Raw genomic sequence first — 16,663 nt, 5'->3', positions numbered from 1 at the left:
GGGGAGCGGTCGAGGAGTCGGGGAGGGCCGGGGTCGGGTGGGGGTGGCGACGGGAGGGAAAGCGCTTTCCCGTGCCCGTCGCGGAGGAGCCTACTTCAGGTACTCCAGGCCAGGGTGCACCGCCGTATACCCCTCCACCAGGCGTCGGGCGACGTTGACCGAGTCGACCAGGGGATGCAGGGCGAAGGCCTTGACCGCGGTGGTGCGGGAGCCCGACTCGGCGGCGGCGAGGACCTCGCGCTCGACGGCCTTCACCGCGCAGACCAGGCCGGTGGCGTGGTCGGGCAGCGGGGCGACGGCGACCGGGTGGGCGCCGTTGGCGTCGACCAGGCAGGGCACCTCGATGACCGCCTCGGTGTCGAGGACGGAGAGGGTGGCCCGGTTGCGGACGTTGAGGATGAGGGTGGTGCGCTCGTCGCGGGCGATGGCCCGCATCAGGGCGAGGGCGACCTTCTCGTAGCCTCCGGAGAGGTCGTCGGCGTCGCGTTCGCCGGCACCCGCCGTCTCGCGGTTCTCCGCCATGTAGGTGGCCTCGCGCTCGGCGCGTGTGCGGTCCCAGGCCTTGAGGGCGTGGGCGTCGGGGCGGCGCATCTCCTCGTAGAAGTGGGCCTGCTGGTCCTTGAGGAAGGCGCCGCGGGTCTTCTCGGCGGCCTGGTACGCGCGGACCGCCTCGCGGTTGAAGTAGTAGTAGTGCAGGTACTCGTTGGGGACGGCGCCCAGGGACTGGAGCCAGTCGACGCCGAAGAGTTTGCCCTCCTCGAAGGAGCCGAGCAGATCGCGGTCGGCGAGGAGGCGCGGGAGTTCGTCGCGGCCGGCGACGCGCAGTCCGCGGACCCAGCCGAGGTGGTTGAGGCCGACGTAGTCGATCCAGGCCTCGCGGGGATCGGCCCCGAGGACCCGGGCGATACGGCGGCCGAGGCCGACGGGGGAGTCGCAGATGCCGATGACGCGGTCGCCGAGGTGGCGGGACATGGCCTCGGTGACCAGGCCGGCCGGGTTGGTGAAGTTGATGACCCAGGCGTCGGGGGCGAGCCGGGCGACACGCCGGGCGATGTCGACGGCGACGGGCACGGTCCGCAGCCCGTAGGCGATGCCGCCGGCGCCGACCGTCTCCTGGCCGAGGACGCCTTCGCGGAGGGCCACCTGTTCGTCGTGGGCCCGGCCCTCCAGGCCGCCGACGCGGATCGCGGAGAAGATGAAGTCGGCGCCGGTGAGGGCCTCGTCGAGGTCGGTGGTGGCGGTCACCTCGGGGGCGTCGGGGATGCCGGCGGCCTGCTCGGCGAGGACGCGGGTGACGGCGGAGAGCCGTTCGGGGTCCAGGTCGTGCAGGACGACATGGGTGACCCGGCCCTCGGCGCGGTCCCCGAGGAGCGCCCCGTACACGAGGGGCACACGGAATCCTCCGCCGCCCAGAATCGTCAGCTTCACGCAACTACCACCTTTGCCGATCGTGCATGTGTGCGGGCAGGCGCGGGGCCCGCGGTGCGGCCGCGGGGCCGCCCGGCGGGGAGGACCCGCGCCGTGGCGCGTGGGGGGTGCCGGTCACCGGGACACGTGTCAGCCCGCCGCGCCCCTGTGCCGCCGTGGCCGCGGTGACGGACGCGGGCCGGGCCGTCGTCGCGCACCGCACCGCACCGCCGCCCCGGGGGAGCATGCCGCCTGAGCGGTGGATCATGCCTCCGGCGGCGCGGTTCGTGCCCGGTGCGCGGTTCATGTGGTCACGACCTCGACCCCGGCCTCCTCGAAGGAGGAGCAGGTCGTCCCGTCCACGGGCGTGTTGGTGACCACGACGTCGAGTTCCCGGGGGCCGCAGACCCGCGCCATCCCCGTGCCGGGGAACTTCGCGGAGTCGGCGAGCAGGACCACCTTGTCGCTCGCCTTGATCATGGCGCGCTTGACCGGGACCTCGACAACGGTGGTGTCCATCACCTGGCCGCCGGGCCGCACCCCGCTGGTGCCGAGGAACAGCCAGTCGGCGTGCAGTTGGCGGAGGTTGTCCTCGGTGAGGAAGCCGACGAGGGAGCGGTACTCCCGGCGGACCATGCCGCCGAGCAGCACCAGCTCGATGCCCTCGTCGTCCGCGAGTTCCTCGTAGACCACCAGGTTGCTGGTGATCACGGTGAGCCTGCGGCCGTGCAGCTGCCGGGCCAGGCGGTAGGCGGTGGTCCCGATGTCGAGCAGGACGGACTGGCCGTCGCGGACCATGGAGGCGGCCCGCGCCGCTATCGCGTCCTTCTCGGCCACCCGGACCTCGGCGACCTCGGCGAAGGGCTGGTCGCCCTCGTCCACGACCGCCCCGCCGTGCACCCGGGTGAGCAGCCCTTCCTCCTCCAGCTTGACGAGGTCTCGCCGGATGGTGGCCGGGCTCACGCCGAGCTGTTCGGACAGATCGGTCACGGCAGCGGGGCCGCCTGATCGCAGGGCCCGCAGGATGAGTTGGTGTCGTCTCTCTGCCAGCACGCGCTGAACAGTACTCGTCATCCTCAATCATTTCCATGCTCACTTCTGCTCGGGTATTGACCAATCTCTCGGATCAGCGCACGATTCCCGGCATCGAATTTGAAGAGTTCTGACGAGAGGTGCACGCGTGGACGACGACCGGCCCGATGTGCTGCTGACCGGGCTGCTCTTCTACGACCTCGTGCTCACGGGGCTGGGAAGGCCGCCGACTCCCGGCGAGGAGATCTGGACCGACGGCATGGGCTGCGGACCCGGCGGCATCGCCAACCTGGCGGTGGCCACCGCCCGTTTCGGCCTGCGGACCTCCCTGGCCACGGTCTTCGGCGACGACTACTACGGCGGGTACTGCCGTGAGGTCCTCGCCGGTCAGGAGGGCGTGGACCTCTCGCTCTCGCGCACCGCGGACGGCTGGCACACCCCCGTCACCGTCTCCCTGGCCCAGGGCCACGACCGGGCCCTCGTCACCCACGGCCAGGAGCCGCCGTACTCGCAGGACGCGCTGATGGGCGACCCGCCCGAGTCGCGTACCGCGCTCGTGCACATCGAGGCCGAGCCACGCGAGTGGCTCGCCAAGGCGGCCGCGAACGGCACACACATCTACGCGGACGTCGGCTGGGACCCCACCCAGCAGTGGTCGCGTGAACTCCTCGACCAACTCGCCCTGTGCCACGCCTTCCTCCCCAACGAGACCGAGGCGATGGCCTACACCCGCACCGACAGCGCGGTGGCCGCGCTCGGCACGCTCTCCGAGCTGGTGCCGGTCGCGGTCGTCACCCGCGGCGGGGCCGGCGCGGTCGGCGTCGACCAGACGACCGGCGAGTACGCCGAGGCCCCCGCCCTCGAGGTGGACGTCCTCGACACGACGGGCGCCGGAGACGTGTTCGGCGCGAGTTTCGTCGCGGCCTCCCTCGGCGGCTGGCCGCTGGAGGAACGGCTGCGGTTCGCCGTCCTGGCCGCCGGCCTGTCGGTACGGCACCACGGCGGGGCGCTCGCGGCCCCCGGCTGGTACGGCGTCGAGCGCTGGTGGCGCTCGCTGACCGACCCCGCCCTCAAGAAGACCTACGGCTTCCTCGCGGACCGCATCCCCGCGGACACCGGACCTCCGGTGCGCCACGCCCCGGTCACCCCACCCGCACGGCTGCCCTGAACCCCCCGGAAAAACGCCCCTCAGTACCACGAACAGGAACAAACAGGAGTGTCCCGTGGACCTTTCTCGTAGAGGCTTCCTCCAGGCCGCCGTCTTCACCGCGGCAGCCTCCGGACTGACCGTCGCCTGTGGCGGCGGCTCGGAGTCCGGCGGTACCAAGAACGGCAAGAACCTGACCATGTGGTACTGGGGCGGCGCCCTCAGCGACAAGGTGGTCGCCGAGGCCAAGACGCACTTCAAGAGCCAGATAAAGCTCACCAGCGCCTCCATAGGCGGTGACTTCAAGCAGAAGCTGACCACCACCCTCGCGGCGGGCGGCTCCTCCGTCCCCGACATCACCGGCATCAAGGGCGAGGACATCGCGTCCTTCCTGCCTAACGCCGACCGCTTCCTCGACCTGAACGAGCTGGGCTTCAAGAAGCTCTCGTCGCAGTACCTGGAGTGGAAGACGAAGCTCGCCCAGACCAAGGACGGCAAGCAGATCGGCTTCCCGATCGACATCGGCCCCACCGCGCTCTTCTACCGCGCGGACCAGTTCGACAAGGCCGGGCTGCCCAGCGAGCCGGACAAGGTCGCCGCCGAGGCGAAGACCTGGGAGGACTACTTCGCGCTCGGCACCGAACTGAAGAAGGCCCTGCCCGGCACCTTCCTGATCAACAACATGGGCTCGGTGTTCAACATCGCGGTCGGCCAGGGCACCAAGCGGTTCATCGACCAGGACAACCACTTCATCGGCGACCAGGAGCACATCCGTGCCGCCTGGGACACCGCGATCCGGGCCTACCGGCTCGGCCTCGACGCCAAGATCAACGACCAGAGCTGGAACTCCGCCGTCGGCAAGACCCTGACCACCGAAGTGGGCGCCGCCTGGCACGCGTTGGACATCGAGTCGGCGGCCCCGGGCACCAAGGGCAAATGGCGGGTCTGCGCGACTCCGGGCGGGCCGGCCAACCAGGGCGGCTCGTATCTGACCCTGCCCAAGCAGTGCCGCAACCCCGAAGAGGCGTTCAAGATCATCAGCTGGATCCTCAGCCCGGAGAACAACGCCAAGAGCTTCGCCGACGCCACCATCTTCCCCGCCTCCCCGGCCACGTACGCGATGGACGCCATGACGGGCCCCGACGCCTTCTTCGGTGGACAGAAGATCATCGAGGTCTTCGGCCCGGCCGCCGAGGCCATCCCCGTCAGCTACGAGGCGCCCGCCGACTCCGCGGTCATGGCGCCCTTCATGGCCGAGCTGACCAGCATCGAGGCCAAGGGCAAGAAGCCCGACGACGCCTGGAAGGACGCGGTCTCCCAGGCCAAGCAGATCGCCCGGCGACAGGGGGTGAGCTGAGGTGACGTCACCTCCGGTCACCGGCCCCGCCGCGGTGCGCGAGCACCGCGGCGGGCCGGGCCCGGCCCGCTTCCGCCCGCGGCGCACCCCGCCCGCGGGCGCCGCTCGGCCCGCACGCCGCGGGATCCTGTCGTACTGGCGGCAGTACCTGGCGATCTCGCCCTTCTACCTGATCTTCACGGTGTTCTCCTTCGGGCCCGTCTTCTACTCGCTGTATCTGGCGTTCCAGCGCTACGACGGCCTGGGCACCGCGCAGTTCGTGGGACTCCAGCAGTTCGAGTTCCTCTGGAACGACCCGGTCTTCTGGCTGTCCATCCGCAACACCCTGGTCATCTGGGTGCTGTCGACCGTCCCCACGCTCTTCGGCGCGCTGGTCCTGGCGACACTGCTGCACTCGGTGCGCCGCTTCAAGGGCTTCTACCGCATCGCCCTCTACGTCCCGAACGTCACCTCGATCGTCGCCGTGGCGATCTTCTTCGGGGCGGTGTTCAGCAACGACTTCGGTCTGGTCAACGCGATCCTGGGCATGGTCGGCATCGATCCGGTGCCGTGGCTGAGCGATCCATGGCTGATCAAGGTGGTCATCGCGCTGCTGATGACCTGGATGTGGACCGGTTACAACATGATCATCTATCTGGCCGGCCTCCAGGCGATCCCGCAGTCGGTCTACGAGGCGGCCAGGATGGACGGCGCCGGCCCCGTCCGCGCGTTCTTCCAGATCACCATTCCGATCATGCGGCCGATCATCCTGTTCACCGTCGTCATCTCGACCATCAACGGTCTGCAGAGCTTCAGCGAACCCCAGGTCCTGTTCGCCAGCAACGCCGCCAACCAGAACCTCGGCGGGCCGGGTCAGGCCGGCCTGACCACGCTGCTGTACTTCTACCAGTCGGCCTTCCTCGACAACGACTACGGCTACGGCGCGGCCATCGTGTGGGCCTTCTTCGTACTGATCATCGTGCTCGTCGCCGTCAACTGGCGCATCGTGCAACGAGGGAGGAAGCCATGACGACAGCCGTCACGCCACGGCCGGCCACGGGCGCGAAGCGGCCACGTCGCCCCAAGGGCCTGTCCGCCCACCTCTTCCTGATCCTCGCCGTCGTGATCTCGGTCTTCCCGTTCCTGTGGACGATCGTGATGGCGACCAACACCACCCGCGACATCTACAAGAGCCCCCCGAAGCTGACCTTCGGCTCCCACCTGCTGGAGAACATCAGAGGTGTGCTCGACACGGTCGACTTCTTCGGGTCGATGCTCAACACAGTGGTCGTCGCGTGTGTCACCACGGTGCTGGTGCTGTTCGTCGACTCCCTCGCGGCCTTCGCCTTCGCCAAGTTCGACTTCCCCGGCCGCAGGATCCTCTTCGCCACGCTGCTGGTGTTCATGATGCTGCCGCTCCAGCTGGCCGTCCTCCCGCAGTTCATCCTGATGTCGGAGGTCGGCTGGGTCGGCATGCTCAAGGCACTGGTGTGGCCCGCCCTGTCCAACGCCTTCGGCATCTTCTGGCTGCGCCAGTACATCGAGAACGGGGTGCCCGACGAACTGCTCGACGCGGCGCGCATCGACGGCGCCGGGTTCTTCCGCCAGTACTGGAACGTCGCGCTGCCGATGATCAGGCCCGCGATGTCGTTCCTCGCCATCTACGCCTTCGTCGGCGCCTGGAACGACTACGTGTGGCCGCTGATCGTGCTCACCAACCCGGATCACGTGACGCTCCAGGTGGAGCTTGCCCAGCTCAACGTCGGCCACAACACCGACTACAGCATGGTCATGGCCGGTGTGCTCATGGCGTCCCTCCCGCTGGTGATCGTGTTCTCCGTCTTCGCCCGCGGATTCATCGCGGGAGCCACCGAAGGTGCGGTACAAGGCACCTGACACACCCTGTCGAGAGAGAGGTGCGCCGTGGTGGATGTCGTCGGAGCGGGACGACCGGAGCGGGGCAAGGTGCTCGTGGTGGGCATGGACGGACTGCGCTTCGACCGGCTGATGCGGTCGCCGTCCACGGCTCCCGTACTGCACGGCCTGATGGCCGCCGGCGCCTACGGCAGCAGTCTGCTGCCCTACGGCGAGGCGGACGGCGAGGCCGGGCACGGGCCGACCAGGAGCATGGCCTACACGGACTCGGGGCCGGGCTGGTCGAGCATCATGACCGGGGTGTGGCCCGACCGGCACGGGGTGACCGGCAACGACTTCGTCGGCGCCGACTACGCCCGCTACCCCGACTTCCTCACCCGTGCCGCCTCCGTGCGGCCGGGCCTGCGCACGGCGGCCGCGGTGTCCTGGCCGACCCTGATCCGCCGCGGCACCCTCGGCCGCGGCATCGGCCGGCGGGTGCGCTTCAACGGCGAACGCCGCGGCTACGGGACCGCGGACCGCCTCGTCGCCCGCACCGCCCTGCGCTGGCTCACCAAGAGGGACCCGGACGCCCTGTTCGTGTATCTGGGCGCCACCGACGAGGCCGGCCACGACACCGGCCCCCTCTCCCCCGCCTACGACCAGGCCCTCCTCGACCAGGACGCCCACCTCGGGCGGCTGCTGGACGCCATCGAGGCCCGGCGCTGCGACCCCGCCCGCGCGGACGAGCGGTGGGCGGTGCTGGTCACCACGGACCACGGGCACCGTGACGGCGGCGGCCACGGCGGCGACAGCCATGCCGAGCGCGAGGTGTTCGTCGTCCTCGCCGAGCCCGGAATGCCCGGCGGCACCCGTCTCGACGAACCCCGGCTCGTCGACATAGCCCCCACCGCCCTGGACCGGCTCGGCATCCCCGTCGACCCGGAGTGGAACCTCGCGGGCCGCGTCCTGCCCCGGCCGGCCCCGGACCCCATATCGCCCCCGAACCCGGAACGATCATGACCGACGCACTCCTCGCCCCCGCCCGCCCGCCGGCCGGCCACGCCACCGGCGGCCTCGGTACGGAGGCCGCCCGCCGATGAACGATCCGTCGACCACCGGGCCCCAGCCCACCGATCCCCTGATCGCCCTGCGCCCCTGGGCCGCCCCCGAGGTGACCTCCTGGGGGCGGCTGCCCATGTCCGCCGTGGACCGGCGCTCCCGGACGCGGTCGCTCGACGGCCGCTGGCGGTTCCAACTGCTGCCGTCGCCCGGCGACGAGCCCGGCCCGACCTGGTCCTGGGCCGAACTTCCCGGTTCCTGGGCGCTCCACGCGGCCGAGGACCCCCCGCAGTACACCAACGTCCGGATGCCGTGGCCGGAGTTCCCGCCGCACTCCCCCGCCGCGAACCCGACGGGCGTGTACGAACGGCAGGTCGAGACACCCGCCGACTGGGCCGGCCGCCGGATCGTCCTCCAGGTCGGCGCGGCGGAGAGCGTGCTGCTCGTCCATGTGGACGGGCGGCCCGTCGGCATGTCCAAGGACTCCCATCTGGCGGCCGAGTTCGACGTGACGGATCTCCTGCGCCCCGGATCCCCGTCGACGGTGCGGCTCACGGTCGTGAAGTGGTCCGACGCCTCCCACATCGAGGACCAGGACCAGTGGTGGCTCGGCGGCGTCACCCGCTCGGTGCTGCTGTACGCCACCGACCCGCTGCATCTCGCGGACGTGACCGTGCGGGCCCGGCGCGACGGCGCGCTGCGGGTGGACTGCCGGGTGCGGACCACCGAGGGCACGGGCGCGCTGCCCGCCGGGTGGTACGTCAGCGGCGAGCTGGACGGCCTGGCGCTCGCCCAGGACACCGGGTTCGACCGGGTCAACACCGAGGACGAACGGGTCTCCGACTTCCTCGGCGAGGCGCGGATGGAGACGGTCGTCCCCGAGGTGCGGACCTGGAACGCCGAGACGCCCGAGCTGTACGACCTCACGGTCCGGCTGCACCGCGCCGACGGCACGGTGGCGGACACCTCGCACCACCGGATCGGCTTCCGCGACGTCGAGGTGCGCGGCCGGGACCTGCTGGTCAACGGGGAGCGCGTCTACATCCGGGGCGTGAACCGCCACGACTTCCATCCGCTGACGGGCCGGACGGTGTCGTACGACGACCTGCGCGCCGACCTGGTCACGCTGAAGCGCTTCGGTTTCAACGCGATCCGCACCTCCCACTATCCGAGCGACCCGGCGCTGTACGACCTCGCCGACGAGCTCGGCTTCTACGTGGTGGACGAGGCGGACATCGAGTCGCACGACCACGCCCATGAGATCGCCGACGACCCGCGCTATGTGAACGCGTTCGTGGACCGGGTCTCCCGGATGGTGCTGCGGGACAAGAACCACCCCTCGGTGATCGTCTGGTCGCTGGGCAACGAGTCCGACTACGGCGCCAACCACGACGCGGCGGCGGGCTGGCTGCGGCGGCATGATCCGACGCGGCCGGTGCAGTACGAGGGCGCCGCGAAGCTGGACTGGGGGGCCACGGACGACGCCTCCGACATCGCCTGCCCGATGTACGCGCCGATCGAGGACTGTGTGGCGCACGCGCTCTCCGGCGGGCAGACCCGGCCGCTGATCCAGTGCGAGTACTCGCACGCCATGGGCAACAGCAACGGCACGCTCGCCGACACGTGGGCGGCCATCGAGGCGACCCCGGGTCTTCAGGGCGGGTTCATCTGGGAGTTCTGGGACCACGGCATCCTCCAACGTGTGAACGACGGAAGACCGGCCGGGCGCGGGGGCGCCGGGCTGTATGACAACGGTGTCGCCGCCCCCGGACTGCGCTGGGCGTACGGCGGTGACTTCGGCGAGACCCTCCACGACGGCGCGTTCATCGCCGACGGGGTGGTCTTCCCCGACCGGACCCCGAAGCCGGTGATGTACGAGCACCGCGAGATCGCCGCCCCGGTACGGCTGTCGGTCGAGGGCGAGGGGACCTGGCGGGTGCTGCGGGTCCACAACAAGCAGCACTTCCGGGACCTTTCATGGCTCGCGGCGGAGTGGGAGTTCGCCGCGGCCGACGGCGGCACCTGGACGGTCCCGGCCCAGCTGCCCGATGTCCCCGCGGGCGGTTCCGCCGTCATCGACCGGCCCGAGGTGCGGCACGGGGCCGGTGAGATCTGGCTGACGCTGCGGGTGACGACGGCCGACGACGAACCGTGGGCGCCGCGCGGCACCGAGGTGTGCTTCCCGCAGGTGCGGTGGTACGAGGCGGACGAGGGCGAGCCGGTGGTCGGCGCCGACGACGTCCAGGGTCATGTGCCCCCGCCGCGCACGGACGACGCGGGGCTGCTGCTGCATCCGCTGCTCACCACCCCGCCGGTGCTGAGCCTGTGGCGGGCCCCCACCGACAACGACGTCCTCGGCGGCATGGCCGAGCGCTGGCGGGCCTGGGGCCTCGACAGCGCGGCACGCGAGACGGTGTCCGTGGAGCGCGAGGGCCCCCTGGTGCGGGTGCGGTCGCGCCTGCTGACGGGTGCCGGGGCCGTCGAGCACGAGCAGACGTTCACGGCGCTGGTCGACGGGCGGATCCTGGTCGAGGAGATCGCCGTGCTGCCCGAGGAGCTGACGGACGTCGCCCGCGTCGGCACGGTGTTCGAGACCACGGCAGGGTTCGACCGCCTCGCCTGGTACGGGCAGGGCCCCTGGGAGAGCTACCCGGACCGTGCGGCCGGGGCTCCCGTCGGGCACCACTCGGCCGCCGTCGACGACCTGTTCACGCCGTATCTGCGCCCGCAGGAGAGCGGAGGACGGCACGGCGTACGGCACTTCACGCTGTCGGGGGCCGGGCACGAGCTGTCGGTACGGCTCGACGGGCCCCGGCAGGTCTCGGTCAACCGGTACCGCGCGGAGGATCTCGCCGCCGTCGCGCACCATGACGAGCTGGTGCCCCGGCCGGGCTGTGTGGTGCACATCGACGCGGCGCACCGGGGACTCGGCACGGCGTCGTGCGGGCCCGACACCTCGCCGTCGTATCTCGTCCCGCCGGGTGTCCACCGCTGGTCGTGGACGCTGCGCGCGCTCTGAACCCACCCCCCACCTCCTTCCCCCCTCGCCTTTTCTCTCGGACCTTCACGGACTTCCCATGGAGCACAGGTGTGTACTTCGCATGAGCGCGACCAGGGCGAGGCGGCCCCGCAGGCCGGCGCCGGCAGACGGAACTTCCTGCGGGCGACCGCGCTGATGGGTGCGGTGGCGGCGGCCGTCCCGGCGGCCGGGACCGCGTCGGCCGCCGCCGAGTCGCCCGCGTCGTCGGCGCGTTGGCGGCCCGATCCCGACGGCCGCCGGTTCACGCTGGCGGTGATGCCGGACACGCAGTACCTCTTCGACGGGCCGAGCATCGACAAGGCGCCCGTGGAGGCGTCCCTGCGGTATCTGCTGGAGCACGGGCGGGAGGAGAACATCGTCTTCCTGTCCCATCTGGGTGACCTCACCCAGAACGGCGCGAAGCAGGAGTGCGCGGCGATCGGCGAGGCGTTCCGGCTGCTCGACCGGAAGGGCGTCGGCTACAGCGTCCTCGCGGGCAACCACGACGTCCGCTCGTCCACCGACGACCAGCGCGGCCCGACCCCCTACCTGGACGTGTTCGGCCCCGACCGGTTCAAGGGCCGGGGGACGTTCGGCGGCGCGTCACCGGACGGCTACAACTCCTTCCACCTCTTCGAGGCCGGCGGCCGGCAGTGGATGGTGCTCGCCCTGGACTGGCGGCTGTCGGCGAAGGGCTACGCGTGGGCCGAGCAGGTCCTGGCGAAGCACCCGAGGACACCCGTCGTGCTCACCACGCACGAGCTGGTCGACGGGGACGACTCCCTCTCCCCGTACGGACAGCGGCTGTGGGACCGGCTGATCGCGGACCACGACCAGATCTTCCTCACCCTCAACGGGCACTACTGGCCGGCGGCCCGCGCGGTCCGGAAGAACGCTGCGGGCAACGACGTCCATCTGCACCTCACGAACTACCAGAACCGGTACTTCGGCGGCGCCGCGATGATCCGCCTCTACCGCTTCGACCTCGACCGGAACACCATCGACGTGGAGACGGTCTCCCCGTGGATCCTCGGCCGGGCGGCGAAGGGCCTCAACGAGCTGGAGCGGCAGGAGAGCGAACTCTCCGGCGACGCCGACCGGTTCACCGTCGACATCGACTTCGAGAAGCGGTTCGCGGGCTTCGCCCCGGTGCCCGCGCGCCCCGCACGGCCCGCGTCGCGGATGCTGGTGCGGGGCACCCTCGCGTACTGGCGGTTCGACGGCCAGGAGGACGGGGCGGGGGTCGACGGGATCGTGCGCGACCGCTCCGGGCACGGCAACGACCTCACCCTGGTCACCGTCGGCGGCGGCACCCTCACCTACTCCGCCGACCACCACCCGGACCAGCCGGGCCACGGCAGCCTGGAGTTCCACGGCGGGAAGCCGCCGCTGAAGGGTGCCTATCTGCGGACGGTCGACGGGGCGCCCCTCAACTCGGCGACGTTCGAGGACGGTTACACCATCGAGGCGTTCTACCGGCTGCCCGCCGACTGGGACCCGGCGCGCCACGCGTGGGGCGGCATCCTCGGCCGCACCGGCACGGGCGGCGCCGCGGGCAAGACCCAGGACGACCCCGACGAGCCGCTCGCCACGCTGTCGCTGTCCAACGACCGCGAACCGCAGTGGGCGGTACGCCCGCTCAACCAGCAGGGCATCGCCACCAACTGGGGCCAGGAGACCCCCCTGGAGACGTGGTGGCACCTCGCGGTCGTCAACGACGGCCGGCGCACCACCCTGTACGTCCAGGGCTGCCCGGTCGTCCGCAACCCCAGGGCGGCGGCCGTCGGCCTCACCTCCGTCGGACTGCCGTGGATCCTCGGCGGCTACGAGTACGCGGGGAAGATCGACCAGATCCTGCACGGACGGCTCGGTGACGTCCGCGTCGTCGGACGGGCGCTGCCCGTCACCTCGTTCATGAACCACTGACCATCCCCGGAAGGGTTTCGCACGACCATGTCCGAGCAGCAACTGCCCGTCTGGGCCGATCCGTCCGTCTCCCCCGCCGATCTCGACGCGCAGGGCCTGTCGCGCCGCGGCCTCCTGCGCGCCTCGGGCCTGTTCGGCGCGGCCTTCGCGCTGGGCTCCCTGGCCACACCCGCGGTCGCCGCCTCCGGGCGCCACGGCGGCGACGACCCCCGCCTCGCCTATCTCGTCGGCGACCACCACATCCACTCCGTGTACAGCCACGACGCCAAGTACACGTTCTCCCAACTGGCCGCGGCGGGCGCGAAGTACGGCCTCGACTGGATGGTGTTCACGGAGCACTCCAACTTCGGGCACGCCGACTTCGGGGCCTCGCTGGAGCACCGGGAGATCCTCCGGGCCCGCGCGGAGAACCCGCGTCAGCTGATCTTCCAGGGCCTGGAGTGGTACATCCCGGCCGCCGAGCACTGCACGGTCTTCACCACGCCCGGCCCCCACGAGGTGGACCTGCTCACCCGCTTCGAGCGGGCGTACGACGGCAAGCTGCTCGGCTACACCGACGGTTCCGTGGGCGGCGCGGACACCGCCCGCAACGAGGCGCACGCCGTCAAGGCCGTCAAGTGGCTCGCCGAGCAGCGTCGTTCGGGGTATGTCGACGACGTCCTGGTCCTCGCCAACCACCCGCTGCGGCTCGGCATCGACTCCCCGCACGAGCTGCGCGCCTGGCGGGACGCGGCCCCCGACATCATGATCGGCATGGAGGGCGCCCCCGGCGCCCAGGGCGCCGCCATTCCCGGCTGGCGGGGCGCGAACTCCATACGGGGCGAGTACGAGAACAAGCCGTCCGCGCAGTCCTGGCCCGGCTACCCGGCCGAGGCGTACCTCACGTACGGCGGCTTCGACTGGTCGACGGCGACCGTGGGCGGCCTGTGGGACTCCCTGCTCGCCGAGGGCCGGCTGTTCTCGATCACCACCAACTCGGACGCCCACCGGATCGTGTTCGACACCTGGAAGAACGGCGACTGGCCCGCCGGGCAGAACTTCGACACCACCGGCAAGCTGCCCGACCCGGTGAACACGGACACCCCGCAGCCCGGCAGCGACTTCTGGCCCGGCCAGTTCAGCCGCACCCACGTGGGTGTCACCCGGTACGGCTACCGTGCCGTGATGGCGGGCCTGCGGGCGGGCCGTGTCTGGCTGGACCACGGCCATCTGCTGGACGGCCTGGAGGTCCGGGTGAAGCGGGACCGCGCACCGGGCCGGGGCGTCACGCTCGGCGGCCGGCTCCACGCCCGCAAGGGCGAGAAGCTCACCCTGACGGTGACCGTGACCACGGCCTCCCGCCGCAACCCGAGGGGGATCCTGCCGGTGTTGGCCCATGTCGACGTCATCCGGGGCACGGTCCGGGGCCCGGTGACCGACCGGGACTCCTGGCGGGCGCCGGACACCCGCGTCGTGCACACCGAGGACGTCAGCGGCCGCGAGGGCACCTACACCCTGCGCGTGCCGATCACGGTCGGCGACGAGCCGTTCTACCTGCGGCTGCGGGGCAGCGACGGCAACCGCAACGGCGCCGGCTACCTGGGTGCCTCCGTCGACCCGCACGGCCCGATCCCGCACGCCCCGGGCGACGGCGACCCGTGGCTGGACACGTGGTTCTACACCAACCCGGTCTTCGTGGACGTGCGGTGAGCGTCGGTGCGTCGGTCTCTACCGGGACGGGGACGGACTCGGGCTGAACGCCCGGTCGCAGTGGGGCCAGTCGTGGAAGTCCCGGTCCTCGCTCCACAGCCGCTTGGCCGCGCGGATGTTCCACTCCGGGTCGAGTGCCTGGCGCGGGGTGCCCTTCAGGTCCCTCAGCCGGGCGTCGGAGATCTGGAACAGGCCCCAGTTCCGGGTGCCGTTGGTGTTCGGGAGGATGTGCAGCGGGTCGAGGAACGACTGGCAGTCGGCGATCGCGACCGCGCGGTCCGGTTCCTCGGTGAACACCTCGCGGATGCGCTTGCGCACCTTGTCCGGTGTCCAGGTGTTCATACGCGCCTCGGACGTGTACAGCGCCCGCTTGGTGGTGTCGCCGACCACGCCGTTGGGCGGTTCGATCCCGGCGATCACCTGGAAGGCCGTCACCCGGCGCAGGGTCTGCGGGCCGAAGTCGCCGTCCACCCCGATGACCGCGCCCTTGTCCTCCAGGAGGCGCTGCACCTCGCGGACGCAGGTGTCGTGCTGGCCCATGGCCACCACTTCCCGGCAGGCGGGGGTGAACAGGGTACGGCTGTCCTTCTTCCCCGGTACGGCGGTGCTCTTGTCCGGGCCGTCGCCGTCCTCGGCCGAGCCCAGCGACGGCAGGGCCCAAACCATTCCGCCGAGGCACAGCACCACCAGGCCGACGGCCAGGGCGACGCGTCCGCGCCGCCGACCGGACCGCACGGCCCCGGTCCCCGATGCGGCCACGGATGCGTCCACCGTCCCGTGCGGCGCCTCGGACACCCCGAAGCCCGGACCCTGTCGGCCGGCCTCCGGCTCCCCATCGGGCTCAGGCTCCGTCTCCCGCTCAGGCCGCGAGGATTCCGAGGCCGGCCGGGCGGCTTGCGGCGCCTGCCGCGCGGCCTTCGGTTCCGGCACAGGGGCGAGCGGTTCCGACTCGGCGGGCCTCGGCTCCGGCCCAGCGTTCTCCGGCTCCGCCGCCGGCGGCGTCGGCTCCGGTTCCCGGGCGGCGTCCGCCAGGGCCCACAGGCGGTGCAGCGTCCGCAGTTCCTCCGGGGTGGCCCCGCAGGCCACGGCCAGTCGGTGGACGGTGCCGTAGTCCTGCGGTACCGATCCGCCCAGGCAGTAGCGGTGCACGCTGGACCCACTGGTTCCGGCCTTCGCGGCGAGGGCCGCGTAACTGAGTCCCGAGCGCTCCTTGAGCGAGCGCAGACATGCGGCGAACCGCTCGGACTCCGTGCACTCGGACACGGGCGTCCCCCCTCTTTCCCCTTGCTGCCGCGCGTGACGGCGGCGCCGCACGTGGTCGGACGGCGGCGCGGTGTGTTCATGGATGAGAGGCGCCCCCCTGGATCCCCCGATCCCCGCGCCCGAGCACACTGTGCCAGAAAGAGACGACCGGAACCCGGCAAACTCCAGCCACTTCCGGGCGGACGACCGGGATCCGTTTATGGTCCCCGTCCCAGCGCCGTCCCAGCCTTCGGAGAACGCCGCAGGCCGGTCGCGTGACGGCCGTCCCAGCGTCCCAGCTGCGCGGAAACCCTTGTCGCGCCCTGTCGGCGATTGCCAGCCTCGGGTCGTCGGAGAACGGACAACCCTGCGCCACCAGGAGATGTCAGTGGCTGAATTCACACCGTAGGGCGGAGCACCCATGGGGGAGTGCTCCGCCCTGTGGCGTAGCCGGGGAGCCCCGGTCCGGGGCGCTTCGTCAGGCGTAGAACCGCGACAGGCTCTGCAGCACGGCCGCCGGCTTGGGGGCGCCCTCGATCTCGATGGTGCCGTCGACGGTGATCTGCACGCCCCCCGGGACGTCCTCCACCGAGGCCAGCTTGCCGACGAGGCGGATCTTGGAGCCGACCTTCACCGGAGAGGGGAAACGGACCTTGTTCAGGCCGTAGTTGACCTTCGTCGACACACCCTCGACGTCCAGCAGCTCGGTGAACAGCGGGATGAACAGCGACAGGGTCAGATAGCCGTGCGCGATGGGGGCGCCGAAGGGGCCCTCGGCGGCCTTCTCCGGGTCGACGTGGATCCACTGGTGGTCCCCGGTCGCGTCGGCGAAGGTGTTGATGCGCTCCTGGGTGACCTCGATCCACTCGGAGGTGCCGAGGTCGCTGCCCGCGAGCTTCTTGAGCTCGTCGATGCCGTTCACGGTGATGCTCATGTTCCCTGCTTTCGA

12 protein-coding genes are annotated in these 16,663 nt (G+C 71.3%); 8 read left to right on the top strand and 4 right to left on the bottom strand.

What is annotated here, in order from left to right:
* Positions 1-90: 90 nt before the first annotated feature.
* Together ACZ4Z3_RS13855 and ACZ4Z3_RS13850 are read right to left on the bottom strand one after the other, a co-directional pair.
* Positions 91-1,428, bottom strand: a complete 1,338-nt coding sequence (locus ACZ4Z3_RS13855) for a 6-phospho-beta-glucosidase (protein ID WP_468501154.1) — start codon at positions 1,426-1,428, stop codon at positions 91-93.
* A gap of 282 nt (positions 1,429-1,710) precedes the next feature.
* Positions 1,711-2,460: a DeoR/GlpR family DNA-binding transcription regulator gene (locus ACZ4Z3_RS13850; RefSeq protein ID WP_055522116.1), complete on the bottom strand. Its 750-nt coding sequence runs from the start codon at positions 2,458-2,460 to the stop codon at positions 1,711-1,713.
* Positions 2,461-2,587: 127 nt separating this feature from the next.
* Here ACZ4Z3_RS13850 and ACZ4Z3_RS13845 point away from each other — a divergent pair, with 127 nt between their 5' ends.
* From ACZ4Z3_RS13845 to ACZ4Z3_RS13810, 8 genes are all read left to right on the top strand, one after another.
* Positions 2,588-3,607: a carbohydrate kinase family protein gene (locus ACZ4Z3_RS13845; RefSeq protein ID WP_468501153.1), complete on the top strand. Its 1,020-nt coding sequence runs from the start codon at positions 2,588-2,590 to the stop codon at positions 3,605-3,607.
* Between the two features lie 55 nt (positions 3,608-3,662).
* Positions 3,663-4,943 carry an ABC transporter substrate-binding protein gene (locus ACZ4Z3_RS13840; RefSeq protein ID WP_468501152.1) on the top strand — a complete coding sequence of 427 codons (1,281 nt, stop codon included), beginning with the start codon at positions 3,663-3,665 and terminating at the stop codon, positions 4,941-4,943.
* A 124-nt stretch (positions 4,944-5,067) separates the two neighbouring features.
* Positions 5,068-5,952: a carbohydrate ABC transporter permease gene (locus ACZ4Z3_RS13835; protein WP_468501437.1), complete on the top strand. Its 885-nt coding sequence runs from the start codon at positions 5,068-5,070 to the stop codon at positions 5,950-5,952.
* Positions 5,949-6,818 carry a carbohydrate ABC transporter permease gene (locus ACZ4Z3_RS13830; protein ID WP_107461707.1) on the top strand — a complete coding sequence of 290 codons (870 nt, stop codon included), beginning with the start codon at positions 5,949-5,951 and terminating at the stop codon, positions 6,816-6,818. Before ACZ4Z3_RS13835 ends, ACZ4Z3_RS13830 begins: the two co-directional genes overlap by 4 nt.
* Positions 6,819-6,845: 27 nt before the next feature.
* A complete protein-coding gene (locus tag ACZ4Z3_RS13825) occupies positions 6,846-7,799 on the top strand; it encodes an alkaline phosphatase family protein (protein ID WP_468501151.1) in 954 nt (317 codons plus the stop codon).
* Between the two features lie 76 nt (positions 7,800-7,875).
* Positions 7,876-10,857 (top strand): glycoside hydrolase family 2 TIM barrel-domain containing protein, encoded by a 2,982-nt coding sequence (locus ACZ4Z3_RS13820; protein WP_468501150.1) that lies wholly within the window; start codon positions 7,876-7,878, stop codon positions 10,855-10,857.
* A 69-nt stretch (positions 10,858-10,926) separates the two neighbouring features.
* Positions 10,927-12,783, top strand: coding sequence for a LamG-like jellyroll fold domain-containing protein (locus ACZ4Z3_RS13815; RefSeq protein ID WP_468501149.1), 1,857 nt, complete (start codon positions 10,927-10,929; stop codon positions 12,781-12,783).
* A 27-nt stretch (positions 12,784-12,810) separates the two neighbouring features.
* A complete protein-coding gene (locus tag ACZ4Z3_RS13810; RefSeq protein WP_468501148.1) occupies positions 12,811-14,472 on the top strand; it encodes a PHP domain-containing protein in 1,662 nt (553 codons plus the stop codon).
* 18 nt (positions 14,473-14,490) lie between these two features.
* On the opposite strand, the gene ACZ4Z3_RS13805 is transcribed toward ACZ4Z3_RS13810, so the two are convergent.
* The gene (locus tag ACZ4Z3_RS13805) at positions 14,491-15,735 is read right to left on the bottom strand and encodes a helix-turn-helix domain-containing protein (protein WP_468501147.1); all 1,245 of its coding nucleotides are present in this window, start codon (positions 15,733-15,735) and stop codon (positions 14,491-14,493) included.
* 457 nt (positions 15,736-16,192) lie between these two features.
* The gene (locus tag ACZ4Z3_RS13800; protein WP_468501146.1) at positions 16,193-16,648 is read right to left on the bottom strand and encodes a MaoC family dehydratase; all 456 of its coding nucleotides are present in this window, start codon (positions 16,646-16,648) and stop codon (positions 16,193-16,195) included.
* Positions 16,649-16,663: the final 15 nt, after the last annotated feature.

Source organism: Streptomyces sp. NPDC030296, from assembly GCF_055572815.1.
Note: the sequence above shows the minus strand (reverse complement) of the source record. Positions and strands in the feature narration are given on the sequence as shown.

Coding starts and splice junctions, on each gene's coding strand:
- ACZ4Z3_RS13830 (WP_107461707.1), top strand. CDS start 5,949: ATGACGACAGCCGTCACGCCACGGCCGGCCACGGGCGCGAAGCGGCCA.
- ACZ4Z3_RS13810 (WP_468501148.1), top strand. CDS start 12,811: ATGTCCGAGCAGCAACTGCCCGTCTGGGCCGATCCGTCCGTCTCCCCC.
- ACZ4Z3_RS13820 (WP_468501150.1), top strand. CDS start 7,876: ATGAACGATCCGTCGACCACCGGGCCCCAGCCCACCGATCCCCTGATC.
- ACZ4Z3_RS13800 (WP_468501146.1), bottom strand. CDS start 16,648: ATGAGCATCACCGTGAACGGCATCGACGAGCTCAAGAAGCTCGCGGGC.